Source organism: Streptomyces sp. R-74717 (genome assembly GCF_047305335.1).
GTDB classification, from domain to species: Bacteria; Actinomycetota; Actinomycetes; order Streptomycetales; family Streptomycetaceae; genus Streptomyces; species Streptomyces atratus.
Genome location: NZ_CP102361.1, coordinates 3,285,458 through 3,310,026, shown reverse-complemented (window position 1 = coordinate 3,310,026; position 24,569 = coordinate 3,285,458). Strand labels below are relative to the sequence as shown.

Here is a 24,569-nt window from a genome sequence, read left to right as displayed (position 1 = left end):
GGGCGTTGAAGGGCGGGGAGGGGTGCACGGCCCCACCGTAGGAGCCGGCACGCCCTCTGACTACGGTGTGTTCCGCCGATATCACGGCTCGTAGGAACGTCCTAGTGCCGTACGGGGTCAGCGGCCCTGGGCCACCCACCGGTAGTGCAGCTCCGGGCGTCCGATCTGACCGTACTGCGGGCTGCGGACCGCGCGCCCCACCGTCACCAGATGTTCCAGATAGCGGCGCGCGGTGATCCGCGAGATGCCCAGCTCCACCCCGGCCGCGCCCGCCGTCACTCCGTCCGGGGCGGCCCGCAGGACGCGGGTGACGGCCTCCAGCGTCGGGCCGCTCAGCCCCTTCGGCAGCCGGGTCGGCTGTGGCGCGCGCAGCGCGCCGAGCGCCCGGTCCACCTCGTCCTGACCGCTCGCCTCACCGGCTGCCGCGCGGAACTCGGCGTAGCGGACGAGCCGGTCGCGCAGCGTGGCGAAGGTGAACGGCTTCAGCACGTACTGGACGACACCGAGCGACACCCCTTCCCGGACCACCGTCAGATCACGCGCCGACGTCACCGCGATGACATCCGCCGAGTGCCCGGCCGCGCGCAGCGAGCGCAGCAGCTGCAGACCGTGCCCGTCGGGCAGATACAGATCCAGGAGCAGCAGATCGACCGGCGTACGGTCCAGCGCCCGCACCGCCTCCGCACGCGAGTGCGCGACCGCGGCCACCGTGAATCCGGGGACGCGGCCCACGTACAGCTGATGGGCGTCCGCGGCGACGGGATCGTCCTCGACGACCAGCACCTGGATCATGCGGTGGCCTCCTTCGTGGTGTGCGTCGTGCGGCTGCCGATGGCCAGCGGCAGCCGCACCGTGAACTCCGCACCGCCGTCCGGGCCGCGGTCCAGCGCCACCGTGCCGGCGTTGCGATGCACCGCCTGCTGTACGAGGGCCAGCCCGATCCCCCGGCCCGCGCCGTGCGTCGACCAGCCCCGGTCGAACACCTCGGCGGCGTCGTCCGGATCGATCCCGGCCCCGGTGTCGGCGACCCGCAGCAGCAGCTCGCCCTCCCCGGCGAGCGCGGTGACGGTGACCCGGGCGCGGGCGGACCGGCCCGGCACTGTTTGCCGCCGGCCGGGCACGGCTCCGGGGCCCGGTGTACCGGTCACCGCCTCCGACGCCGCGTCCACCGCGTTGTCGATCAGATTGCCGAGGATCGTCACCAGGTCCCGTGGCAGCAGGGTCGCGGGCAGGGCGCCGTCGTCGATCAGGCTGTCGTCCGCGAGCACCAGCTCCACCCCCCGCTCGTTCGCCTGCGCCGCCTTGCCGAGCAGCAGTGCCGCCAGCACCGGTTCGGCGACGGCGCCCACCACCCGGTCGGTGAGGGTCTGGGCCAGTTCCAGTTCGGCGGTCGCGAAACCCACCGCCTCCTCGGCCCGGCCGAGCTCGATCAGCGAGACGACCGTGTGCAGCCGGTTCGCCGCCTCGTGCGCCTGCGAACGCAACGCCTGGGTGAACCCCCGCTCCGAGTCCAACTCACCGGACAGCGCCTGGAGTTCCGTGTGATCGCGCAGCGTCACGACCGTACCGCGCTGCTCGCCACCCACCACGGGGCGGGTGTTGACCACGATCACCCGGTCCGCCGTCAGATGCAGCTCGTCGACCCGCTCCTCGGAGGCGAGCAGCGCACCGGTCAGCGGTGCCGGCAGATCGAGGTCGGCGACCCTGCGCCCGACCGCGCCCGGCTCCAGCCCGAGGAGCTCCCGGCCCGCATCGTTGATCAGCGCGATCCTGCGCTGCCCGTCGAGCATCAGCAGACCCTCGCGCACCGCGTGCAGCGTGGCTTGGTGGTAGTCGTGCATCCGGCTCAGCTCGGTGGCGTTCATGCCGTGCGTGTGCCGCCGGAGCCGGGCGTTGATCACATACGTGCCGATGCCGCCGAGCGCCAGCGCCCCGCCCGCCGCCAGCCCCAGCGCCCCGAGCTGGGCCCGCACCTGCGAGGAGACCCGCTCGACCGTGATGCCGGCGCTGACCAGGCCTGTGATCCTGCCGCCGTCCCGGATCGGGGTGACGACCCGGATCGACGGGCCGAGCGTGCCGGTGTACGTCTCCGCGAACGTCTCGCCGCGCAGCGCCCGCGCGGTGTGGCCGAGAAAGGGCTCCCCGATCTGGTCAGCGTCGGGGTGCGTCCAGCGGATCCGGTCCGGGCTCATGATCGTGACGAAGGCGATCCCGGTGTCCCTGCGAACCTTCTCCGCGTACGGCTGCAGCACGGCGGACGGGTCCGGGGTACGGATCGCCTCCCGTACGGACGGCGAGTCGGCGATCGCCAGCGCTGCCGTCCTGACCTGCCGGGTCGCGGTCTCCTTCGCCTGTGCGCTGCCGGAGACGTAGGCGAAGAACGCACACCCCGCCACCACGGCCGCCACCAGCACGACCTGCATGGCGAAGAGCTGGCCGGCCAGGCTGCGAGGACGGGTACGGGGGCGGGGGAGGCGCATGACCACAGTCTGCCTGGCCGAAAACATATGAACGAAATGCACGTAACGGTGACCACCGTCACAGGGGGGCGGGATAGTCACCAAGCCCCCCAGGGACGGGGGAGCGACCAGGACGAGCCGAGGAGAAGCCCGTGGAAGTGGCAGCCGCCAAGCGGGACCGTACGCATTATCTGTATCTCGCCGTGATCGCGGCTGTGGGCCTCGGCATCCTCGTGGGCTTCGCGGCCCCGGACGTTGCCGTCGAGCTCAAGCCGATCGGTACCGGCTTCGTGAACCTCATCAAGATGATGATCTCGCCCATCATCTTCTGCACGATCGTGCTGGGCGTCGGCTCGGTCCGCAAGGCCGCCAAGGTCGGCGCGGTCGGCGGTCTCGCCCTCGGCTATTTCCTGGTGATGTCGACCGTGGCACTCGCCATCGGTCTGCTCGTCGGCAACATCCTGGAGCCCGGCCAGGGCCTCCACCTCACCGAAGCGGTGCGCGCCGCGGGCGAGAAGCAGGCGGCGGGCGCCAGCGAGTCCACCGTGGACTTCCTGCTCGGCATCATCCCGACGACGATGGTCTCCGCCTTCACCGAGGGCGAGGTGCTGCAGACCCTGCTCGTCGCACTGCTCGCGGGATTCGCACTCCAGGCCATGGGCTCGGCGGGCGAACCGGTCCTGCGCGGCATCGGCCACATCCAGCGCCTCGTCTTCCGCATCCTCGCCATGATCATGTGGGTGGCCCCGGTCGGCGCGTTCGGTGCGATGGCGGCGGTGGTCGGCGAGACCGGCGTAGACGCCCTGAAGTCCCTCGCGATCATCATGGTCGGCTTCTACGTCACCTGCGCGATCTTCGTCTTCGTGGTGCTCGGCACGATCCTGCGACTGGTCGCCGGGGTCAATCTGCTGGCTCTGCTGAAGTATCTGGGCCGCGAGTTCCTGCTGATCCTCTCCACCTCCTCGTCGGAGTCCGCCCTGCCGCGGCTCATCGCGAAGATGGAGCACCTCGGGGTCAGCAAGCCCGTCGTCGGCATCACCGTGCCGACCGGCTACTCCTTCAACCTCGACGGAACCGCGATCTACCTCACGATGTCCTCGCTCTTCATCGCCAACGCGATGGGCGACCCGCTGAGCGCGAGTGAGCAGATCTCGCTCCTGCTGTTCATGATCGTCGCCTCGAAGGGCGCGGCCGGAGTCACCGGCGCGGGCCTCGCCACCCTCGCGGGCGGCCTCCAGTCGCACCGCCCCGGACTGGTCGACGGCGTCGGACTGATCGTCGGCATCGACCGCTTCATGAGCGAGGCCCGCGCCATGACGAACTTCGCGGGCAACGCGGTGGCCACCGTCCTGGTCGGCACCTGGACCAAGGAGATCGACAAGGAGCGGGTGGACCAGGTCCTGTCCGGTGCGCTCCCGTGGAACGAGCAGATGCTCAACCAGGACGCCGAGCACGGCGACGGCACGAACACCGTTCCCGAGCCGCGCGACGGTGGCCAGGAGCCCGCCATGGCGAAGGTCTAGACACCGAATACCCAGCACAGCGGCAGGGCCGTCGCGGGAGCTCCCGCGACGGCCCTTCGTGCTTGCCTTGACGTCTGCGTAAAGGTCTACGGTCGAAGGCATGCGAATCGGGGAGCTGGCCGAGCGGGCCGGGACGACCACGCGGACTCTGCGGTACTACGAGTCACGCGGACTGCTGCCTGCGCGGCGGGCCGGAAACGGGTACCGGGCGTACGACGAGGACGATCTGCGTCTCGTCCAGCAGATCCGGACCCTCCAGGACTTCGGCTTCGAACTGGAGGAGACCCGGCCGTTCGTCGAGTGCCTGCGCGCCGGCCACCCGGCCGGTGACGCCTGCCCCGCCTCGCTCGCCGTCTACCGGCGCAAGCTCGGCGAGCTCGACTCGCTCATCGAGCAGCTCCAGGCGGTACGCGCCCAGGTGGGCGCACAGCTCGCGAAGGCCGAACTGGAGGCCGCGGCAGAGCTTCCCGGCGGTCCGGAACCACGTTGTGAACTGGGAGGATGACAGATGATTCATGCAGAGGGCGTGGCCGAGGTCACCGACACCACCTTCGACGGGGAGGTGCTGGCGGCCGACCTCCCCGTACTGGTCGAGTTCACCGCCGACTGGTGCGGCCCGTGCCGCCAGCTCGCCCCCGTGCTCAGCGCCGTCGCCGCCGAGGAGGCCGAGCGCATCAAGATCGTCCAGCTCGACGTCGACACCAGCCCGGGGATCGCGAGCCGGTACGCGGTGCTGTCGACGCCGACCCTGATGGTGTTCCGCTCCGGCGAACCGGTGAAGTCGATGGTGGGCGCCCGTCCCAAGCGCAGGCTGCTCCAGGAGCTGGAGGACGTGTTCGAGACGGCGTGAGGCGGGGCGTGGAGGACATGCATGCCCTCCACGGCGGACAACTCATCGGTCCGGCTCGCCGACGCTCATCTACGAGAGCCAAAAAATTCGGACGGCGATTTCGCACGGCGATGTCGAGAACCCGTGACTGGCTCCGTCCCCGCGGTGAACGAGACCAGAATGGGTCGCACCAGCACCGAGGAGAAACACCATGGCCAAGTATCTGCTGCTCAAGCACTACCGCGGCGCTCCGGCGGCGGTCAACGACGTACCCATGGCCCAGTGGACGCCGGAGGAGATCTCGGCGCACGTGCAGTACATGAACGACTTCGCGGCCCGGCTGGAGGGGACCGGCGAGTTCGTCGACGGGCAGGCGCTCGCCCCCGAGGGGACGTGGGTGCGGTACGACGGTGAGGGGCGCCCGCCCGTTACCGACGGCCCGTTCGCCGAGACCAAGGACCTCATCGCCGGCTGGATGGTGATCGACGTCGACAGCTACGAGCGCGCCGTCGAACTGGCCGGGGAACTGTCGGCCGCCCCCGGGGCGGGCGGGAAGCCGATCCACGAGTGGCTCGAGGTGCGCCCGTTCCTGGGCGTGCGGCCCACCATCGCGGAATGCCACTGAAGTGAACGAGGCCCTGCTCCGGAGCCTCACACCGAGTGTGCTCGGGATCCTCGTCCGCCGCGGAGCCGACTTCGCGGCGGCTGAGGACGCCGTGCAGGACGCGCTGGTCGAGGCGGTCCGCGTCTGGCCGGCCGACCCGCCACGGGATGCGAAGGGCTGGCTGGTCACCGTGGCCTGGCGCAAGTTCCTCGACGCGACCCGGGCGGACACCGCCCGCCGCCGGCGTGAGGACCTCGTCGACGAGGAGCCGGCGCCCGGGCCCGCGCCCGCGGTGGACGACACGCTCCAGCTCTACTTCCTGTGCGCACACCCGTCGCTGACGCCGTCGTCCGCGGTCGCGCTCACACTGCGCGCCGTCGGCGGGCTGACCACCCGCCAGATCGCCCAGGCCTACCTGGTGCCCGAGGCGACCATGGCGCAACGCATCAGCCGGGCCAAGCGCACCGTCTCCGGCAATGGGGTATCCCCTGCTCAATGGGGTCTCCCCTGCTCGAACGAAGTTGAGAGCTTGGGGAAGAAGCCGAGAGCTCGGGGAAGGTTCGACCAGCCCGGCGACGTCGCCACCGTGCTGCGCGTCCTCTACCTGGTCTTCAACGAGGGCTACTCGGGCGACGTCGACCTCGCCGCCGAGGCCATCCGGCTCACCCGGCAGCTCGCGGCCCAGGTCGACCACCCCGAGGTGGCTGGGCTGCTCGCCCTCATGCTGCTCCACCACGCCCGGCGCGCCGCCCGGACCGCGCCCGACGGCAGCCTGGTGCCGCTCGCCGAGCAGGACCGCGGCCGGTGGGACACCGAGTCGATCGCCGAGGGCGTCGGGATCCTGCAGGCGGCCCTCGCCCGCGACCGGCTGGGCGAGTTCCAGGCCCAGGCGGCCATCGCGGCACTCCACGCCGACGCGCCCACCGCCGAGGAGACCGACTGGGTGCAGATCGTCGAGTGGTACGACGAGCTCGCGCGCCTGACCGACAGCCCGGTCGTCCGGCTCAACCGCGCGGTGGCCGTCGGCGAGGCCGACGGACCGCGCGCCGGCCTGGCGGCGCTCGCGGCGCTGGACGACTCTTCCCCAAGCTCTCGGCTTCGCTCGAGCAGGGGAGACCCCATCCCCCGCCACGCCGCGGTGGCGGCGTACCTCCACGAGCGCGACGGCGACCTGGCGACGGCGGCACGGCTGTACGCCGAGGCGGCCCAAAAGGCACCCAACCTCGCCGAGCGCGACCACCTGATGCGCCAGGCCGCCCGGCTCAACGCCCGCGGGTGCCGCTGACGGGTCGCGCTCACGCGTTGCCGGCGGGGCACTCAGCGACGATGACAGGCGCGCTGGAGGCGCCCGCCCCGGAGAACCTGCGCCACCTCGGCCGCGACCACCTCGACGTGGTGAACCTGCGCATCGTCGGCACCGAGGTCGTGTCAGGGGCGCTTGAGCATGCCCCGGAGTTCGGCGACGAGGCCGCGGACGTCGCGTTCGGCGTCGGCTCCGGTGGCCTGCTCGTGTACGGGGTCCAGGTCGGGTGTGTGGCAGGGGCGGCAGAGGCCGTCGGGGAGTGCTCCGGGGTGGCCGGGTGTGCCGCATTCGGTGCATTCGGCCATGAGACGCCGGGTGGGAGTGTCTGGTGTGGCGGGTGTTGGGGTGATGGGCAGGTGGGGTGGGATCTTGTCGTTGAGGCGGCGGCGGACGAAGCCGATGGGGGAGCCGACCCGGGCGGGGATGCCGGAAGTGAGGGCGTGGGTGAGGTAGTTGGCGTCCACGCCCCGGGCGAACCACTGGGCGGCCAGTGGTTCCAGGACGGCGCAGTCGGCGGCCGAGAGGGCCAGTCGCGCTTCGATTCGGCCCAGTTGGGCCAGAGCGAGGTACGCGGACGAGGGGTGCCCCGGGGCCGGCTCGGGGGTCCGCTGCTGCGGTACGACGGGTACGGGAGCGGGCGAGGCGGGCTGCGCTGCGGGCTCGGCCGGTGTTGCGGGGGCCGGGGTCGGCGGTTGTGCCCCGGCTTGGGGAGCGGGTGCTTCCGCGGGGACCCGGGGCGGCAGCTGGGGAGTGGTGGTTGCGGCTGCTTCCTGGGATGCCCGGTCGTTCTCGGCGTCCAGGAAGGCGCCCCACCATTCGTTGTCCCGGGCAGTGCGGGACCAGAAGGTGCGGGTGACCCAGCGGACCTGGCCGCGCTCCTCGACCCGGCACTGGGCGTGCCGCAGGTGACCGGCCACGCCCAGGGCCCTGAGGGCGCTGCCGACGGCCATCTGCCCGTACAGGGGGATGTTCCTGGCCAGCGACTTGATGTCCATGGCCGCACCGTCGGGCAGGTGGTCGACGTACCCGGCGATGTAGCGTTCACGCTCGGGCAGCAGCATGAAGTCATCGGCGCGCGACGGGCATTGGTCCGGTGCGGATCGCTTGCCATAGCCGCGGTTGGCCTTCGGGTATGGGCGCGAGGATGCGGGCGCACGCAGGGCAGGGCTAAGGTTCTCAATAGCCACGAGATCGGCCGTCTTTCGATCTTGAGGTGAGACCCCGGCCTGGTGCTCGAACACCGCGTCGGGGTCGTTTCGTTGGGGGCACCGTAAGCAGCCGCGACAGCGCGCCGCAAGCTGGTCAAGATTAGTCGTACTTGCTGGCCGTGACCGTATGGGAGGACAGGGAGGTTTCTCCAACCCCCTTCCTTCACCCACCGGTTGATCAAGAGCGCTCGAATCCCGGAGCCCGGATTTCGACCCCCGGATCCCGGAGCTCAAGCGTCGGGCCCAGCCCTTTCCTCGTGCCCACGAAAGAGTGAATCAGCCGGTCCCGGAGCTCGAACCCCGACCCTCGAAGCCCGGAACTCGGGTTCCGATCCGCAGTGTGGCACTGCTCGACCAGCGGAGCCGGACGCGGCTACCGCCCGGTCGTGGCACTTCGCAGGCTCCCAGCCAGTAGGCCGCATTGTGTTGCAGCGCCTGAGTTGCGGCTTCTCGCTCACCGCTGACTCCTCAGGAATCGTGTATCCCACGGCACCCCCCTAGTGCACGGATTATCGGCTAAACCCACAATGCGATTGGCCAGCGTGCCGCGAGGTGATCATGAGAGGCAGGCGGGGATGATCCCAATGAGCCGGAGCAATTGATCACGTCTCGCCGACCTCAAGGCCACGAACCGGGGTGCACCGTCACGAATCGTGCAGGTGCGGGGCAGTGCCGTCTCGGCCCTCGGCCAGCACACCTTCAGCGACCTGAGCCCAAGTGCAAACACTTACGGTGACGGACACTTGGCGAGGGGCCGGTGGTGATGAGTTGCTGTTCAAGGAATGCAGCCCGGTCGTATGCCCATGCGCCAGATCTGCAACCCGTACGCTCAGTCAGCGTGCGGGTGCGGAGAGTGGACGCCGCCCGTGACGACGCGTGACCATGGGTGGATTGGCGGGACGGTACGTGGAGGTGGGCGGGTTGGACGAGACGGTGGGCGCGGGTGGCTCCTGCGGAGGCGCGCCCGGTAACGGTGGTGCGGAGCCGGAGAGTTCGAACAGTCTGAAGGCGTTCGGGGAGGTCGTGAAGGCGTTCCGCAAGCGGGCGCGGCTGACGCAGGAACAGTTCGCACCCCTGGTGCGGTACTCGGTGCCGACGGTGGCCTCGATCGAGCAGGGGCGACGCTTCCCGCCGACGGACTTCGTGGACCGGGCGGAAGAGGTACTGGACGCGTTCGGGACGCTGCGGGGTGCGGCGCGGCATCTGTCACGGCGGCCTGGGCTGGCGAGTTGGTTTCGGCAGTGGGCGCGGCTGGAGGCAGAGGCGGTGAGCCTCTACACGTACGAATGCCGTTTGCTTCCCGGGCTGTTGCAGACGGAAGCGTACGCGCGGCGGCTGTTCATCAACCAGTTGCCGCCGTTGGGTGATGAACAGATCGAGGCGCAGTTGGCGGCTCGGTTGGAGCGTCAGCGGTTACTGCGGGAGCGGCCGAACACGGCTTACAGCTTCATCCTGGAAGAGCACCTGTTCCTGCGGCGTACGGGTGGGGAGGGCGTGACGCGGGAACTCATCGAGCATGTGCTGGGGCTCGCGGAGCTGCGGAACATCGAGATCCAGGTGATGCCGCTGGTGCGGGAGGATCACGCGGGGCTGCACGGTCCCATCCGCCTACTGGAGACGCCGGACAACCGATGGCTCGGCTACTCCGAAGGCCAGGAGAACGGTCAACTCATCCCAGACTCCGTCGTGGTCAGCAAGCTCCAGATGCGATATGCCAGGATGCGATCACAGGCTCTTACTCTGGAAGACTCCAAGAGCCTGTTGCGGCAGATGCGAGGAGCAGCATGATCACCACAGAACTGGCCTGGTTCAAGAGCAGCTACAGCAGCGGGTCTGGCGACGATTGCGTTGAGGTGGCGGTGGCACCTGTGACGGTTCACGTACGGGACTCGAAAGTTGAGCAGAGTCCTCAGCTTGCGCTCTCGCCCACGTCGTGGACGAGCTTCGTCTCATACGCCGCCCAGGCCTGACCGAGCGCCCCGTGCCGGTTCACGGCTTGGACAGGGGCGGTGAGGCGGGTGGTGCTGCACCGCAGCTTGCACAGGAGCCGCCAGGTCTCGAGGGTGGCCATGGCCTGCTCGCCGAGCGCCCCGGTCTTCGCGTGGGAGACGTTGACGGCTCGCTGACCTGGGGACAGCCGCTCCCAGCGGCTGCGGTAAGGCACGCGCACCGTACCGCCGGCGCCTTGGTAGCCCTTGTCGGCCCAGCAGCGGACGCCCGCCTCGGCCGAGGCGTCGAGGATGCCGTGGATACGGGCGGCACGGGCGTCGCGGACCGCGCCGGGCAGCGCCAACGAGGCCCACAGCAGCCTTCCCGCCGGGTCGGCGACGACCTGCACGTTCATCCCGTGCTTGCGAGGTTGTGAGCGACAGCGCCTGTCGCCGATGAGTGTTGCCCGGCTTCGGCGCGAACACACGGTGCGTCAGCGCGGACCGGTCTGGAGCAATGGGGAGGGGGCACGCCTGCCGGCTTTCAACGCGGACATTCCGAAGGCCAGCCCACCCGCGATGAACCAGGGGTTCCACAGCACCAGGGTCCAGAACCGTTGCCCCGCACTCACGCTGCTATCCAGGTGCGTGACGTCCGTCAGCAGCAGGAACTCAATGGTGATGCCTCTCGTCAGCAGGATGAAGCTGACTCCCCAGCCCAAACACGTCAGGATCCGTCTTGCCGCTCCCTGCGGATGTGACTGAGCGAGCAGCCATGCCAGCAAGGCGCCGACCAGGCAGAGAGTCCCCACACCCCACAGACCCAACAGCACGAACCACAGCGGGCGCGCGGTGGCGAGCTGCCGCCCGGCGGACACGCTCAACCCCACATCGCCGCCGACAGCCCAGTAGAAGTGGGATGCAGCAAAGATCAACGCCCACAAACACGCCACGTACCTCCACAGCCAGACTGATTTCGCCCTCAGCGACACGTGCCCCACCCCTCGATGACGATCACCGCTTCGGCTCATTCTGTCTGCTCGTGCGATCCCGGATTCACGAGATTTGAGGAAACCCAAGCCATGACGGGGGACGGCCGTACGGGCTCTTCAAGTGTGACCAAGAAGTGGGCCCGTGCGGCCTTGTCCCATCCTGCCTGCACCGGCATCTCCCGCACATCGCGGCGACTTGATCGAGGAGTTGGCCGTTCGCGACGCCGGGCGCTCGGCAGACCGGACAGGGATCGAAGGGCGGAACTGGACAGATCGAGTCCTGATGGGTAGACAAGCACACGATGCTCCGGGCGGACGGGTTGATCTGTTCGACAACCCGTCTACCAGGAGCTTCGCCTCTTCCCGCACTCGGCTCGGCGCCAACTCGGCCCGCCGGCAATCAGGTCGGAAACAGCGCACCGCGCCGACCCCTTGAGAAAGGGCTCCGATGAAAATCGCGTGTACTGCGATGCTCACCTTCACCGTGATCACCGTCGTTGGCCCAGCGGTCGCAATGGCCGGCTCTTGAGCGCCCGTCGGCAGATCATTGCCGCCTGGGCGGGGCTGTGCCTGGTCGGCATCGCCGCCACCTCCGCCCTCAACGCCGAGCCGTACACGGACAAGCCGGTGTCCCCCGTCGAGGAGCCGACGCCGACAGGCACGTACGCCGTCGACTGCCAGGAGATCGCCGACGACATCGAACAAGCCCGCGCCGAGGCCAAGCGCGAGCAGCAGGAAGCGCTCAACCCGTCCGCGACCCCTGCGTACCGGAGCACAGCCAGGGACTGGGCGGTGCCGAAGGAGTGCGCGGACGAACTCGAAGACCGCGGCCTGAAGACACGCTGAGGATGGCGCATGCCGCGAACAGCTACGCGAAGGCGTCACCAGTGCGAACGCGGCCTGACGCAGCATTAGGACATGACGTCGAGCGGCCGAAGGAAGCGGCGCTCGTACCGCTTGATGCAGCGGGTGCTACGAGCCAGTTCGAAGGCATCCTGGCACTCCGGGTCGGACATGCTGTCCGTGCGGTACTGCTCGTACGCGGCGAGACTGGGAAAGGAGAAGAGGGCGTACGCGATGTCGCTGTCGCCCTCACTCGGCAGGAAGTAGCCGTGGTGTGTGCCGCCGAAACGGTTGACGAGCCCGACCCAGCGGCGGCCGTATTCCTCGAAGTCCTCAAGCTTGTCGGCGTCGATCTCGTATTTCAGATGAACAGTGATCACGCACACATGATGCTGCATGCCGGTTCGGGCTCGAAGGCGGCCCATGTGCTCCGAGTTCCGAGCCTCGGTCGGCCTGGCCTGGATGCTTTCCTTTTGGTGGGTATCTGAGAAATAAGTGGGTTCTTGGCGGGTGCATACGCCGTGATGACCATGGTGCGTATGCCTACGCATACGAACACCTCGTCCACACCCGCCACCGTCACCGTCACCGTCATCGGCCTCGGCGCCATGGGCCAGGCACTCGCCGGCGCCCTCCTGGATGCCGGCCACCGCACCACCGTCTGGAACCGCTCCCCGGGCAAGGGGGAAGAGCTCGTCGCCCGCGGAGCGGTCCGAGCCGGATCGGCCGAAGAGGCCGTACGGGCAAGTGAGTTGGTGGTCGTCTGTGTCGTCGACCACGAGGCCTCGCAGCAGATCCTGGCCCCGCTGACGGACGCGCTCGCCGGACGCGTCCTCGTCGACCTCACCTCGGACACCCCGGACCGTGCCCGTACCTCCGCGGCCTGGGCCGACGCCCATGCGCTCGACTATCTGGCGGGCGCCATCATGGTGCCGGTCGAGGTGATCGGCGGGCCGGAGGCGCTGATCTTCTACGCCGGGTCGCAGTCCGCGTACGACAGGTACGAGGCCGTGCTCAAGGCGCTCGGCGCGGGCGCCCCGTTCCTCGGCCCGGATCACGCCCTCGCCGCCGCGTACGACATGGCGATGCTGGACTTCTTCTACGGCAGCATGGCGGGGCTGGTCCACGCCTTCGCCCTGGCCCGGGCGGAGAACATTCCCGCTGCCGCCATCGCCCCGTATCTGCGGACCATTGTGAACATCCTGCCGCCCATCGTGGCCGGGACGGCGGCCGACATCGACGGGAAGGAGTACAACGGCGCGGGTGCCAACCTCGCCATGATGACCGCCGGTGTCGATCACCTGCTGCACGCGTCCCGCAGCAGGGGGCTGGACACATCCCAGCTGGAGGCGATCAAGGCCGTCTGTGACCGTGCGATCGCCAAGGGGCACGGCGCCGATTCATGGGCGAGCACGGTCGAGGCGCTCGGCGGCTGAGCGGGCCCGGTGCGGGGCCCGCGGCCAGGAGCCGGCCGCGGGCCCCGCGGGTGGACTCAGACCGGCTTCAGCCAGACCGTCGCCAGCGGCGGCAGCGTCAGCAGGATGCTGCCGGGCCGGCCGTGCGCGGCCACCGAATCGGGTTTCAGCGGCCCGGGATGGTGTACGTCGCTGCCGCCGTACCGCGCGGCGTCCGTGTTGAGGACCTCCGCCCACGCGACCTGATCACCGAGGACGTCCGGGACGCCGATGCGGTAGTCGTGCCGTACCACCGGGGAGAAATTGCTGACGGCGAGGAGCGGCGAGTCGTGCGCGTCGTAGCGCAGGAAGGCGAAGGCGTTGTCCTCGGCCGCACCGCCGTCCACCCAGTCGAAGCCTTCCGGGACGGTGTCGCGCTGCCAGAGCGCAGGGGTGGCGCGGTACACCGCGTTCAGGTCGCCGACCAGGGTGCGTACGCCCCGGTGGTCGCTCTCCGCCTCGTACGAAGGGTCGAGCAGCCACCAGTCCGGACCGTGCCCCTCCGACCACTCCGCGCCCTGGGCGAACTCCTGGCCCATGAAGAGGAGTTGCTTGCCGGGATGGGCCCACATGAAGCCGAGGTACGCCCGGTGGTTGGCGCGCCGCTGCCACCAGTCGCCGGGCATCTTGCTGACCAATGCCTGCTTTCCGTGCACCACCTCGTCGTGCGAGATCGGCAGGACGTAGTTCTCGCTGTACGCGTACACCATCGAGAAGGTCATCTCGTTGTGGTGGTACTTGCGGTGCACCGGCTCCTTCGACACGTACTGCAAGGAGTCGTGCATCCAGCCCATGTTCCACTTCAGCCCGAAACCGAGCCCGCCGAAGCCGTCGGGGCCGACGTGGTGGGTGGCGCGGGTGACGCCGTTCCAGGCGGTGGACTCCTCGGCGATGGTGACGACGCCCGGATTGCGCCGGTAGACGGTTGCGTTCATCTCCTGGAGGAAGGCGACGGCGTCCAGGTTCTCCCGGCCGCCGCGCTCGTTCGGGGACCATTCCCCGTCCTCGCGCGAGTAGTCGAGATAGAGCATCGAGGCGACGGCATCGACCCGCAGCCCATCGATGTGGAACTCCTCGCACCAGTAAGTGGCGTTGGCGACAAGGAAGTTGCGTACCTCCTTGCGCCCGTAGTCGAACTCCAGCGTGCCCCAGTCCGGATGTGCCGCCCGTGACGGGTCCGAGTGCTCGTACAGCGGGCGGCCGTCGAACTCCGCGAGCGCCCAGTCGTCGCGCGGGAAGTGCGCGGGCACCCAGTCGACGATGACGCCGATACCGGCCCGGTGCAGCGCGTCGACGAGGAAACGGAAGTCGTCCGGTGTGCCCATGCGCGACGTCGGGGCGTAGAAACCGGTGACCTGATAGCCCCAGGAACCGCCGAAGGGATGCTCGGAGACCGGCATCATCTCCACATGAGTGAACCCCAGATCCCTGACGTAAGCAGGGAGTTGTGAGGCCAGCTGACGGTAGGTGAGTCCCGGCCGCCAGGACGGAAGATGCACCTCGTACACGGAGAACGGCGCCTCGTGCACCGGTAGGTCCCCGCGGTGCGCCATCCACTCCTGGTCCTGCCACTCATGGTGCGATGCCGTCACGATCGAGGCAGTGGAGGGCGGTACTTCGGTACGGCGGGCCATCGGGTCGGCGCGTGTGGTGTGCGAACCGTCCGGACGGCAGATGTCGAACTTGTAGAGCGCGCCCTCCCCGATCGCGGGCAGGAACAGCTCCCACACCCCGCTGGAGCCGAGCGAACGCATCGGGAAGCCGCTGCCGTCCCAGTAGTTGAAGTCCCCGACGACCCGCACACCGCGGGCGTCGGGAGCCCAGACGGTGAACCGGGTCCCCGCGACCCCCTGGTGTTGCATGGGCTGAGCGCCGAGGGCGGTCCACAGCTCCTCGTGGCGTCCCTCGCCGATCAGATGCAGATCGAGATCGCCGAGCGCGGGCAGGAAACGGTACGGATCCTGCACCTCGATCTCGTTGTCCTCGTAGGCGACCAGGAGCTGGTACTCGGGGAGTGAGGGCATCGGCAGCAGCCCGGAGAAGAGGCCGTCGCCGTCGTCGTGCAGCTGCGCCCGCAACCCCTTGGCGAGCACGGTCACGGACCGCGCGTACGGGCGCAGCACCCGGAAGGTCACACCGCCACGGACCATATGGGTGCCGAGCAGGTCGTGCGGGGCGTGGTGCTCGCCGTGGAGCAGCCGGGCCCGGTCGTCCTCGTCGAGGGGGCGCGCCTGGCGTACTCCCTGACTGCCGGCGCCCCGGCGAGGACGCGGCGACGGGCCGCCGTCACCGGTTCCGGCGGCTCGCTTGCCCACAGGTTTCTTCCGCTTGGCCGAAGCGTCCGGTTCCAAGGGGGGCGGGGTGGCCGCCTCCGCCGGGGCCGCGGGGGGTGCCGTCCCGGTCGGTGTGAGCAGAGGGACTTGGGGGACCTCGGTGGCGGCGGGCGTTTTGCGGGACGGCTTGCGGGCGGTCACGGGGACAGCCTCCTCGGAGGGTGTTGTCGGGGCGGAACAGGGCCGGACGGGGCGGAGCGCGGGGGAGGGACGAGGCGGGACGGGGACGGGCGGTGGTGCGGGTGCGACGGCGGCGGGTCCGCCGGCGGGCGACGGCACCCGGGCCGTCAGCCGGCGACGGCGGCCAGTCGCTGGATCGCCGCCATCGGAACCGGCAGCCAGTCGGGCCGGTGCCGTGCCTCGTACAGCACCTCGTACACCGCCTTGTCGGTCTCGTGGGCGCGCAAGAGCTCCGGTTCGCTGCGCGGGTCGACGCCCGAGGCCTTGGCGTACCCCTCGCAGTAGGCGGTCCGGCAGCGTGCCGCCCACTCGGCGTTCCACGGGCGGTGCGAGCGGGCCGCGTAGTCGAAGGAGCGGAGCATGCCGGCGATGTCGCGTACCGGTGGCTGCGGACGCCGGCGCTCGGGCAGTGGTCTGGCCGGTTCGCCCTCGAAGTCGATCAGTGACCAGAAACCGTCGGCCGCGCGCAGCGTCTGGCCGAGATGGAGATCGCCGTGGACCCGCTGTGCCACCCAGTTGTGACCCCGGTGACCCAGTGCGGCCACCGCGTCGAAGGCGGTGCGCAGCCCGGGGACGTACGGCATGAGCGCCGGTACCGCCTGCGCGGCGGCTTCCAGCCGCTGCACCATCGCGGCGGCGAGATGCTCGGTCTGGGAGCGGCGCAGGGCAGGCGTCGGCAGGGCAGTGGCGAGCGCGGTGTGCACCTCGGCGGTGGCCCTGCCGAGCGCGTGGGCCTCGACGGTGAAGTCGTGGCCCGAGGCGAGGGCCCGCAGGGCGAGCTGCCAGCCGTCCTGTGCGCCGCGCAGGAACGGCTGAAGGACGCCGAGGGTGAACGGCCCCGGGGCGGTGGCTTCGAACCAGGCGACGGGGGCGGGCACCCGTCCGCAGCCCTCGCGCGCGAGCGCGAGCGGCAGCTCCAGATCGGGGTTGGTGCCCGGGAAGATCCGGCGGAAGATCTTGAGGATGTAGGCATTGCCGTAGACGAGCGAGGTGTTGGACTGCTCGGTGTCGAGCACGCGCGGCGCCAGCCCCGCGGCGATGGGGGCGCCGCCCCCATCGAAGCGCAGGGCGCCGAGGGTGCCGGGGGTACGGAACCGTTCCAGCAGGAGTTCGGCCAGGCGCGGGTCGTGCAGCCCCTCGTAGACGGTGCGGCCGGCGAGCGGTCCTTTGGCCACATGGCCGATGAGTGCGGGCGCCAGCAGTGGCGGCAGCGCGGACCTTACGCCGAGCAGCAGTTGGTAGCAGTCGTCCGGCGACTGCGCGGGCATGGAGGGCTGGTGAACCCGGACCAGCAGATGGAGCAGCCCGGTCCCGGTGCGGGTGCCGACGGAACCGGTGCCCACCGGCAGTATCTCGGTCGCCGACACCAGCGAGAACGCGGTGATCGGCCGGCCCTTGCCCGCGAACCACCGCTGCCGGGGCAGCCATTCGTGCAGCAGGGGGGCGAGAGACGGGAGCAGGGCTGTGCTGTCAGCCAGGTCGACCCGAGTGGATGCAGCCTCCGACATGGCATCGCGTCCTTTCCCCGGGCACACCACAGGATGCGAAGAGTGTCCCGGATTGCGGCAATAGCTGTCCGGCTGTGCGGGACGTGTCGGGTCAGGATGGTCCGTACGGACTCGACTCGAAGGGATCGAAACGCCAGATGGGACCCGGAAGGGACCGGAAGTGTTCGATGTGGGTGAGAGTGCCCCGTGCGGGGCGGCGGAAACCGCCCCGCGGTTGGTGGTGCGCAGTGACGCCGGGTCAGCTCGGCGGCACGTCCTTGCGCAACCGGAACCAGTAGAACCCGTGTCCCGCGAGAGTCAGCAGGTAGGGCCACTGACCGATGGCGGGGAAGCGCACCCCGCCGATCAGCTCCACCGGATGACGCCCGGTGAACGACCGCAGATCCAGCTCCGTCGGCTGTGCGAACCGCGAGAAGTTGTGCACGCACAGCACGAGATCGTCCCCGTGCTCCCGGGTGAAGGCGAGCACGGCGGGGTTCGACGACGGCAGTTCGTTGAACGAGCCGAGACCGAAGGCGTGGTTCTGCTTACGGATCTCGATCATCCGCCGCGTCCATTGCAGCAGCGACGACGGGGAGGCCATCGCCGCCTCGACATTGGTGACTTGGTAGCCGTAGACCGGATCCATGATCGTGGGGAGGTAGAGCCGCCCGGGATCACTGGAGGAGAACCCGGCGTTCCGGTCGGGAGTCCACTGCATCGGAGTGCGTACGGCATCCCGGTCGCCCAGCCAGATGTTGTCGCCCATGCCGATCTCGTCCCCGTAGTAGAGGATCGGGGAGCCGGGCAGGGACAGCAGCAGCGCTGTGAACAGCTCGATCTGGTTGCGGTCGTTGTCCAGCAGGGGTGCCAGCCGCCGCCGGATACCGATGTTGGCCCGCATCCGTGGATCCTTGGCGTACTCCGCGTACATGTAGTCGCGTTCTTCGTCCGTGACCATTTCGAGGGTGAGCTCGTCGTGGTTGCGCAGGAAGATTCCCCACTGACAGTTCTTCGGGATCGCCGGTGTCTTCGCCAGGATTTCGGAGACCGGGTAGCGGCTCTCGCGCCGGACGGCCATGAAGATCCGTGGCATCACAGGGAAGTGGAATGCCATGTGGCACTCGTCGCCGCCGGCCTGGAACTCGCCGAAGTAGTCGACGACATCCTCCGGCCACTGATTGGCCTCGGCGAGCAGCACGGTGTCCGGGTAGTTCGCGTCGATCTCCTTGCGTACCCGCTTGAGGAAGTCGTGCGTCTCCGGGAGGTTCTCGCAGTTGGTGCCCTCCCGCTGGTAGAGATACGGAACGGCGTCCACGCGGAATCCGTCGATGCCGAGGTCCAGCCAGAAGCGCAGTGCGGAGATGATCTCCTCCTGCACCGCCGGGTTCTCGTAGTTGAGATCGGGCTGGTGGGAGAAGAACCGGTGCCAGTAGTACTGCTTGCGCACCGGGTCGAAGGTCCAGTTGGACGTCTCCGTGTCGACGAAGATGATCCGGGCGTCGGGGAACTGTTTGTCGTCGTCGGCCCAGACGTAGTAGTCGCCGTACGGCCCTTCCGGGTCGGTGCGGGACTGCTGGAACCAGTCGTGCTGATCGCTCGTGTGGTTCATGACGAAGTCGATGATCACGCGCATCCCGCGCTGGTGCGCGGCGTCGACGAACTCCACGAAGTCGGCCAGATCGCCGAACTCCGGCAGCACGGCGGTGTAGTCGGACACGTCGTAGCCGCCGTCGCGCAGCGGTGACTTGAAGAACGGCGGCAGCCAGAGGCAGTCGACGCCCAGCCACTGCAGATAGTCCAGCTTGGCGGTGATGCCCTTGAGGTCGCCGATGCCGTCGCCGTTGGAGTCCTGGAAGGACCGGACGAGTACCTCGTAGAAGACGGCGCGCTTGAACCAGTCGGGATCGCGGTCCTTGGCCGGGGTGTCCTCGAACAGGTCGTGGACGGGCTCATTGACGATCATGGTGTGGGTGACCCTCCGGTCGGCGGGGACGGTCGCAGGACGACGATGTGCGCGGGCGTGACGCCCGGCTCCAGACGCACATAGAAGGTCCTGCCCCAGTGATAGGTGTCGCCGGTGAGCTCGTCGCGCACCGGCACGCTCTCGTGCCGGTCGAGGCCGAGTTGCGGCATGTCCAACGAGACCGTGGCCTCCTGGGTGTGGTGCGGGTCGAGGTTGACGACCACCAGAACGATGTTCGAACCCGAACGCTTGCTGTACGCGATCAACGCGTCGTTGTCCGCGGAGTGGAAGTGCACATCGCGCAGCTGCTGCAACGCCGGGTGGCGGCGCCTGATGCGGTTGAGTGAAGTGATGAGCGGAGCCAGCGAACGGCCCTCGCGCTCGGCCGACTCCCAGTCCCTGGGCCGGATTTCGTACTTCTCCGAGTCGATGTACTCCTCGCTGCCGGGCCGGATCGGGGTGTTCTCGCACAGCTCGTACCCCGCGTACACGCCCCAGGTCGGGGAGAGCGTCGCGGCGAGAACGGCCCGCGCCTCGAAGGCCGGACGGCCCCCGTCCTGGAGGTAACCCGGCAGGATGTCCGGGGTGTTCACGAAGAAGTTGGGCCGCATGGAGGAGGCGGATTCGCCCGACAGCTCCGTGACGTACTCGGTGATTTCCTGCCGGGTGTTGCGCCAGGTGAAATACGTGTACGACTGCTGGAAGCCGATGGCGGCGAGCGTCTTCATCATTGCGGGCCGGGTGAATGCCTCGGCCAGGAAGATCACATCCGGGTCGGTCCGGTTGATATCGGCGATCACCTTCTCCCAGAAGATCACCGGTTTGGTGTGCGGATTGTCGACGCGGAAGATCCGTACCCCGTGACCCATCCAGAAGCGCAGAATCCGCAATGTCTCCCTGACCAGGCCGCGCAGATCCTTGTCGAAGGCGATCGGATAGATGTCCTGGTATTTCTTCGGCGGATTCTCGGCGTAGGCGATGGTGCCGTCGGCGCGATGGTGGAACCATTCGGGGTGTTTCTCGACCCAGGGATGGTCGGGAGAACACTGGAGTGCAAAATCCAGCGCGATCTCCATGCGCAGGTTGCGGGCGGTCTCGACGAAATGATCGAAGTCGTCGAGGGTGCCCAGCTCGGGATGGACCGCGTCGTGACCGCCCTCGGCCGAGCCGATCGCCCAGGGCACGCCCACGTCGTGGGGAGCGGGGGACAGCGAGTTGTTGGGGCCCTTGCGGTGGGTGGTTCCGATGGGGTGGACGGGCGGGAGATAGACGACGTCGAAACCCATGGCGGCGACAGCTGGAAGCCGCTCGGCAGCCGTACGGAAGGTGCCGCCGATGATTCTCGCCGGCTGTTCCGCAGTCTTTCCCGGCTTTCCCGCCCTGCCCTTCTTCTTCGCCCCGGCCGGTTCGGCCGGTTCGAACCTGGCGCCCTCCGAGCGGGGGAACAGCTCGTACCACGAGCCGAACAAGGCCCGTCGGCGCTCGACCAGCAGAGGAAGCGGGCGGGACGCGGTGACCAGTTCGCGCAGCGGGTGACGGGCGAGCGCGGCCTGCGCCTCGGGGACCAGCGCCGCGGCGAGCCGGGCGGCGGCCGGGCGGGAGCCGTCGCGCAGTGCGTCGGCCGCGTCCAGCACCGCCTCGCGCCCGTCCCGCTTGGGTACGCCCGCGGCGGCCCGCTCGTACAGCTCGGCGCCCTCCGCCAGGACGAGCGTGGTGTCGATCCCTGCCGGGATCTTGATCAGGGCGTGCTGTCGCCAGGTGGTGACCGGGTCGCTCCAGGCCTCGACCGTATACGTCCAGCGGCCCTCGGAGACCGGGGTGACATCGGCGCCCCAGCGGTCGGTGCCGGGGGCGAGCTCGCGCATCGGCGTCCAGGGACCGGGACGCCCGCTCGGATCCAGCAGGACCACATTGGCGGCGACGGCGTCATGACCCTCGCGGAAGACGGTCGCGGTGACCTGGAAGGTCTCTCCGGCAACGGCCTTGGCGGGCCTTCTGCCGCAGTCGACGAGGGGACGGACGTCGAGGACGGGAATGCGACCGATCATGGAATCACCTGGGGACTGGAGCTCGGGCTGAACGGGGCGCGATGCGGCCGCGGAGGGCGAAATACGCGCACCGCGACCGATGGGGTCCGTCCTTTCTAGCTGCTCCGTTGACGGCTGACGGGGTGTGGGCATGGCCGCTCCTGTCCGCATTCACTCGAATGGCACTCGAACTGCTGGGGCGCGGATGTGTTGCGCGGATGTAAACCGGATGAAAACCGGTCCCGCAGGTGCCTCGCATTCGTGCTGCATTCGCGTGGTCCCGGGATGGACTCGGGCTGTGTACCGGAGAAGCCTTCCCATGCTTCTCGGGGGGCCAATCCGGTGGTGTGTCAACTACTCGGGCGTATCTGTGACGACCTGAATGCGCCGAGCGCCGCCCCGCGTGCCCGGGGCTCGCCGGCGCCCCTCCGGACGCCACTGGGCAGCTTTCCCCTTGGTGCGAAGTGCCACAAGACCGAACGAGGGGATGGAATCGGCCATTACCTATGTGGCGGATGTGCCTGGACCGGCCGTTCGGGGCCCCGGATGCGGATGATGTGGGGTCGGGCGGGGCGGAAACGGGGCGGGCGACCCGGCCGACGGCACGCTTTGTGAGCCGGTCGCGCGCCGTGGCTGCGGCGCACGGCCCACCGTTGACGTCAAGGGTGACGGAGAGGCGCACACCGTGGTGCGTCCCCTCGGATTCGTACGTCCCCTGTAAAGGTGGAATACGTGAAGGCCATTCGTCGACTCACCGTGCGTCCCGTCCTCCCCGATCCCCTTCAACCACTCAGTGACCTCGCCCGCAATCTGCGCTGGTCCTGGCACACCGAGACCCGTGAGCTCTTCCAGGCCGTCGACCCGGAGATCCGGCGGACGGCGGAATGCGACCCCGTGCGGCTGCTCGGTGCCGTGTCCGCCGGGCGACTCGCCGAGCTGGCACTGGACGAGCAGTTCCTGCACCGGCTGGCCGAGGTGTCCGCGGACCTCCGGGACTACCTGGACGGTCCCAGGTGGTACCAGGAGCAGCTCGCCCAGGGAGCAGAGCTGCCGGCCGCCGTTGCCTACTTCTCACCCGAGTTCGGCGTGACCGCCGCACTGCCCCAGTACTCCGGCGGGCTCGGCATCCTCGCCGGCGACCATCTCAAGGCTTCCAGCGATCTGGGCGTCCCCCTCATCGCGGTCGGCCTGCTCTACCGGCACGGCTACTTCCGCCAGAGCCTGTCCCGCGACGGCTGGCAGCAGGAGCACTATCCCGTACTCGATCCGAACGAGCTGCCGCTCACCCTGATCCGCGAAGCCGACGGGACCCCGAGCCGGGTGGTCCTCGCCCTTCCCGGTGGCCGTTCGCTGCACGCCCACATCTGGCAGGCCCAGGTGGGACGCGTACCGCTGCTGATGCTCGACTCCGACGTGGAGGAGAACGCGCCGGGCGAACGCGAGGTGACCGACCGGCTGTACGGCGGCGGCAGCGAGCACCGGCTGCTGCAGGAGATACTCCTCGGCATCGGCGGCGTACGGGCCGTGCGGACGTACTGCCGCCTCATGGGGCATCCGGCGCCCGAGGTGTTCCACACCAACGAGGGGCACGCCGGCTTCCTCGGACTGGAACGCATCCGTGAACTCTCCGGCACCGGGCTGGACTTCGACTCCGCGGTGGAGTCCGTGCGGGCCGGCACGGTCTTCACCACCCACACGCCCGTGCCCGCCGGGATCGACCGGTTCGACCGCGAACTCGTCGCCCGGCACTTCGGGGACGACGGCGAACTCCCGGGAGTGGGCGTCGAACGCATCCTGCAACTGGGCATGGAGACCCACCCCGGCGGTGAGCCCGAGCTCTTCAACATGGCGGTGATGGGGCTGCGGCTCGCCCAGCGGGCCAACGGGGTCTCCACCCTCCACGGGTCGGTCAGCCGCGAGATGTTCGCCGGGCTGTGGCCGGGCTTCGACGCCGCGGAGGTGCCGATCACCTCGGTGACCAACGGGGTCCACGCACCCACCTGGGTCGCGCCCGAGATCCTCCGGCTGCGCAAGGGATACGGCGGCGCTCCCGGACGCTGGGACTCCGCCGCCGACGTCCCGGACCGGGAACTCTGGGACCTGCGGCGGGCCCTGCGCGGACAGCTGGTCGCCGAGGTGCGCGAGCGGCTCTACGCCTCATGGCGCACCCGGGGCGCCGAAGCGGCCGAACTCGGCTGGATCGACAGCGTGCTGGACCCGGACGTGCTGACGATCGGCTTCGCCCGGCGAGTGCCCTCGTACAAGCGACTGACGCTGATGCTGCGCGACCGCGACCGGCTGAGGGAACTGCTGCTCCACCCGACCCGCCCGATCCAGATCGTCGTCGCCGGCAAGGCCCACCCCGCCGACGACAGCGGAAAGCGGCTGGTGCGGGAGCTGGTGCGGTTCTCCGACGATCCCCGGGTGCGCCATCGCATCGTGTTCCTGCCGGATTACGGGATGGCCATGGCGCAGAAGCTCTACCCGGGCTGCGACGTCTGGCTCAACAACCCGCTGCGCCCCCTGGAGGCCTGTGGTACGAGCGGCATGAAGGCCGCGCTCAACGGCTGCCTCAATCTCTCGGTCCTCGACGGTTGGTGGGACGAGTGGTTCGAGCCGGACTTCGGATGGGCGATCCCGACGGCCGACGGTCTGGCCATGGACGAGGACCGCCGTGACGATCTGGAGGCGGGCGCCCTTTACGAGCTGATCGAGGACAGGGTCGCGCCGCGCTTCTACGACCGGGGCGGCGAAGGGCTCCCCGAGCGCTGGATCGAGATGGTCCGCCGCACGCTGAGCACCCTCGGGCCCAAGGTTCTGGCAGGTCGCATGGTGTCCGAGTATGTGGAGCGGCTGTACGCGCCCGCCGCGATCGCCCAGCGTGCGCTGGATCCCGGCACGGCCCGGCAGCTCGCCGACTGGAAGGCCAGGGTCCGCGCCGCCTGGCCGCGCGTCGCCGTCGACCACGTGGAGGCCGTGGCGCCCAGTACGGAGGGCGGCTCGGCCGAGCTGGGGTCGACGCTGGTGCTGCGGGTGCGGATCGCCCTCGGGGTGCTGGAGCCGGCCGATGTGGAGGTGCAGGCGGTGGCCGGCAGGGTGGACGCCGCCGACGGGATCTCGGACGCCCAGGTCTTCCCGCTGAAGCCCGCCGGGGGTCAGGACCTGGAGGGCCGCTGGCTGTACGACGGTCCGCTGGCCCTCGATCGCACCGGGCCGTACGGCTACACGGTCCGGGTGCTTCCCGCCCATCCGCTGCTGGCGACCAGCGCGGAGCTCGGCCTGGTGGCACTGCCCACGGAGTCGATGGGTGACGGCGCGGGTCCGTTGATGCGCTGACGCACCGTCCTGTGGGGCCCGGCACCTGCGGGCGGTTTCTGGGGATCGCCGCAACTGACCCGAGCCTGCCGCGAACAGGAAACCGCCCGGGAGGAGC

Annotated in this window: 19 protein-coding genes and 1 pseudogene; 10 read left to right on the top strand and 10 right to left on the bottom strand. The window is 69.4% G+C overall.

Annotation, left to right across the window (positions count from 1 at the left end; all coding sequences use genetic code 11):
* Positions 1 to 117 precede the first annotated feature (117 nt).
* Both NRF20_RS14810 and NRF20_RS14805 read right to left on the bottom strand, forming a co-directional pair.
* Positions 118 to 792 (bottom strand): response regulator, encoded by a 675-nt coding sequence (locus tag NRF20_RS14810; protein WP_266357842.1) that lies wholly within the window; start codon positions 790 to 792, stop codon positions 118 to 120.
* On the bottom strand, positions 789 to 2,480 hold the full coding sequence (locus NRF20_RS14805) for an ATP-binding protein (protein ID WP_398634842.1): 1,692 nt from the start codon (positions 2,478 to 2,480) through the stop codon (positions 789 to 791). Before NRF20_RS14805 ends, NRF20_RS14810 begins: the two co-directional genes overlap by 4 nt.
* Before the next feature lie 131 nt (positions 2,481 to 2,611).
* On the opposite strand from NRF20_RS14805, the gene NRF20_RS14800 reads away from it, so the two are divergent.
* The 5 genes from NRF20_RS14800 to NRF20_RS14780 all read left to right on the top strand — a co-directional run bounded on the left by NRF20_RS14800 (position 2,612) and on the right by NRF20_RS14780 (position 6,700).
* A complete protein-coding gene (locus NRF20_RS14800; protein WP_398634843.1) occupies positions 2,612 to 3,982 on the top strand; it encodes a cation:dicarboxylate symporter family transporter in 1,371 nt (456 codons plus the stop codon).
* A 100-nt stretch (positions 3,983 to 4,082) separates the two neighbouring features.
* Positions 4,083 to 4,487 (top strand): MerR family transcriptional regulator, encoded by a 405-nt coding sequence (locus NRF20_RS14795; protein ID WP_114246729.1) that lies wholly within the window; start codon positions 4,083 to 4,085, stop codon positions 4,485 to 4,487.
* Between the two features lie 3 nt (positions 4,488 to 4,490).
* Positions 4,491 to 4,832, top strand: a complete 342-nt coding sequence (trxA, locus tag NRF20_RS14790; RefSeq protein ID WP_398634845.1) for a thioredoxin — start codon at positions 4,491 to 4,493, stop codon at positions 4,830 to 4,832.
* Positions 4,833 to 5,022: 190 nt separating this feature from the next.
* Entirely contained in the window at positions 5,023 to 5,436 is a 414-nt protein-coding gene (locus NRF20_RS14785) for a YciI family protein (RefSeq protein ID WP_398634846.1), read from the top strand.
* A 1-nt stretch (position 5,437) separates the two neighbouring features.
* Positions 5,438 to 6,700: an RNA polymerase sigma factor gene (locus tag NRF20_RS14780; protein WP_413752713.1), complete on the top strand. Its 1,263-nt coding sequence runs from the start codon at positions 5,438 to 5,440 to the stop codon at positions 6,698 to 6,700.
* A 143-nt stretch (positions 6,701 to 6,843) separates the two neighbouring features.
* On the opposite strand, the gene NRF20_RS14775 is transcribed toward NRF20_RS14780, so the two are convergent.
* Entirely contained in the window at positions 6,844 to 7,905 is a 1,062-nt protein-coding gene (locus NRF20_RS14775) for a MarR family transcriptional regulator (protein WP_413752712.1), read from the bottom strand.
* Between the two features lie 942 nt (positions 7,906 to 8,847).
* Here NRF20_RS14775 and NRF20_RS14770 point away from each other — a divergent pair.
* Together NRF20_RS14770 and NRF20_RS14765 are read left to right on the top strand one after the other, a co-directional pair.
* Positions 8,848 to 9,714, top strand: coding sequence for a helix-turn-helix domain-containing protein (locus NRF20_RS14770; protein WP_413752711.1), 867 nt, complete (start codon positions 8,848 to 8,850; stop codon positions 9,712 to 9,714).
* A complete protein-coding gene (locus tag NRF20_RS14765; protein ID WP_398635201.1) occupies positions 9,711 to 9,896 on the top strand; it encodes a DUF397 domain-containing protein in 186 nt (61 codons plus the stop codon). Before NRF20_RS14770 ends, NRF20_RS14765 begins: the two co-directional genes overlap by 4 nt.
* Here the strand turns inward: NRF20_RS14765 and NRF20_RS14760 are convergent.
* Positions 9,836 to 10,282, bottom strand: a pseudogene (locus NRF20_RS14760) (transposase family protein); the annotation flags it as partial. The gene NRF20_RS14765 and the pseudogene NRF20_RS14760 sit on opposite strands and share 61 nt — an antisense overlap.
* Before the next feature lie 66 nt (positions 10,283 to 10,348).
* Positions 10,349 to 10,798, bottom strand: a complete 450-nt coding sequence (locus NRF20_RS14755) for a DUF3995 domain-containing protein (RefSeq protein WP_413752710.1) — start codon at positions 10,796 to 10,798, stop codon at positions 10,349 to 10,351.
* Between the two features lie 573 nt (positions 10,799 to 11,371).
* On the opposite strand from NRF20_RS14755, the gene NRF20_RS14750 reads away from it, so the two are divergent.
* A complete protein-coding gene (locus tag NRF20_RS14750) occupies positions 11,372 to 11,692 on the top strand; it encodes a hypothetical protein (RefSeq protein ID WP_413752709.1) in 321 nt (106 codons plus the stop codon).
* 65 nt (positions 11,693 to 11,757) lie between these two features.
* On the opposite strand, the gene NRF20_RS14745 is transcribed toward NRF20_RS14750, so the two are convergent.
* Complete coding sequence (locus NRF20_RS14745; protein WP_413752708.1) at positions 11,758 to 12,069, bottom strand: NIPSNAP family protein; 312 nt, start codon at positions 12,067 to 12,069, stop codon at positions 11,758 to 11,760.
* 159 nt (positions 12,070 to 12,228) lie between these two features.
* Between NRF20_RS14745 and NRF20_RS14740 the strand changes: the two genes are divergently transcribed.
* Positions 12,229 to 13,125 carry an NAD(P)-dependent oxidoreductase gene (locus NRF20_RS14740; protein WP_413752707.1) on the top strand — a complete coding sequence of 299 codons (897 nt, stop codon included), beginning with the start codon at positions 12,229 to 12,231 and terminating at the stop codon, positions 13,123 to 13,125.
* A 56-nt stretch (positions 13,126 to 13,181) separates the two neighbouring features.
* Here the strand turns inward: NRF20_RS14740 and glgB are convergent, their stop codons facing one another.
* The 4 genes from glgB to NRF20_RS14720 form a co-directional block, all read right to left on the bottom strand.
* The gene (gene glgB / locus NRF20_RS14735; RefSeq protein ID WP_413752706.1) at positions 13,182 to 15,617 is read right to left on the bottom strand and encodes a 1,4-alpha-glucan branching enzyme; all 2,436 of its coding nucleotides are present in this window, start codon (positions 15,615 to 15,617) and stop codon (positions 13,182 to 13,184) included.
* Between the two features lie 146 nt (positions 15,618 to 15,763).
* Positions 15,764 to 17,164 carry a maltokinase N-terminal cap-like domain-containing protein gene (locus NRF20_RS14730; RefSeq protein WP_398633942.1) on the bottom strand — a complete coding sequence of 467 codons (1,401 nt, stop codon included), beginning with the start codon at positions 17,162 to 17,164 and terminating at the stop codon, positions 15,764 to 15,766.
* 238 nt (positions 17,165 to 17,402) lie between these two features.
* Positions 17,403 to 19,109: a maltose alpha-D-glucosyltransferase gene (gene treS, locus NRF20_RS14725; RefSeq protein ID WP_413752705.1), complete on the bottom strand. Its 1,707-nt coding sequence runs from the start codon at positions 19,107 to 19,109 to the stop codon at positions 17,403 to 17,405.
* Complete coding sequence (locus NRF20_RS14720; RefSeq protein WP_413752704.1) at positions 19,106 to 21,157, bottom strand: alpha-1,4-glucan--maltose-1-phosphate maltosyltransferase; 2,052 nt, start codon at positions 21,155 to 21,157, stop codon at positions 19,106 to 19,108. The genes treS and NRF20_RS14720 overlap by 4 nt, the downstream gene beginning before the upstream one ends.
* 711 nt (positions 21,158 to 21,868) lie before the next feature.
* Between NRF20_RS14720 and glgP the strand changes: the two genes are divergently transcribed.
* On the top strand, positions 21,869 to 24,472 hold the full coding sequence (gene glgP, locus NRF20_RS14715; RefSeq protein ID WP_413752703.1) for an alpha-glucan family phosphorylase: 2,604 nt from the start codon (positions 21,869 to 21,871) through the stop codon (positions 24,470 to 24,472).
* Positions 24,473 to 24,569 lie beyond the last annotated feature (97 nt).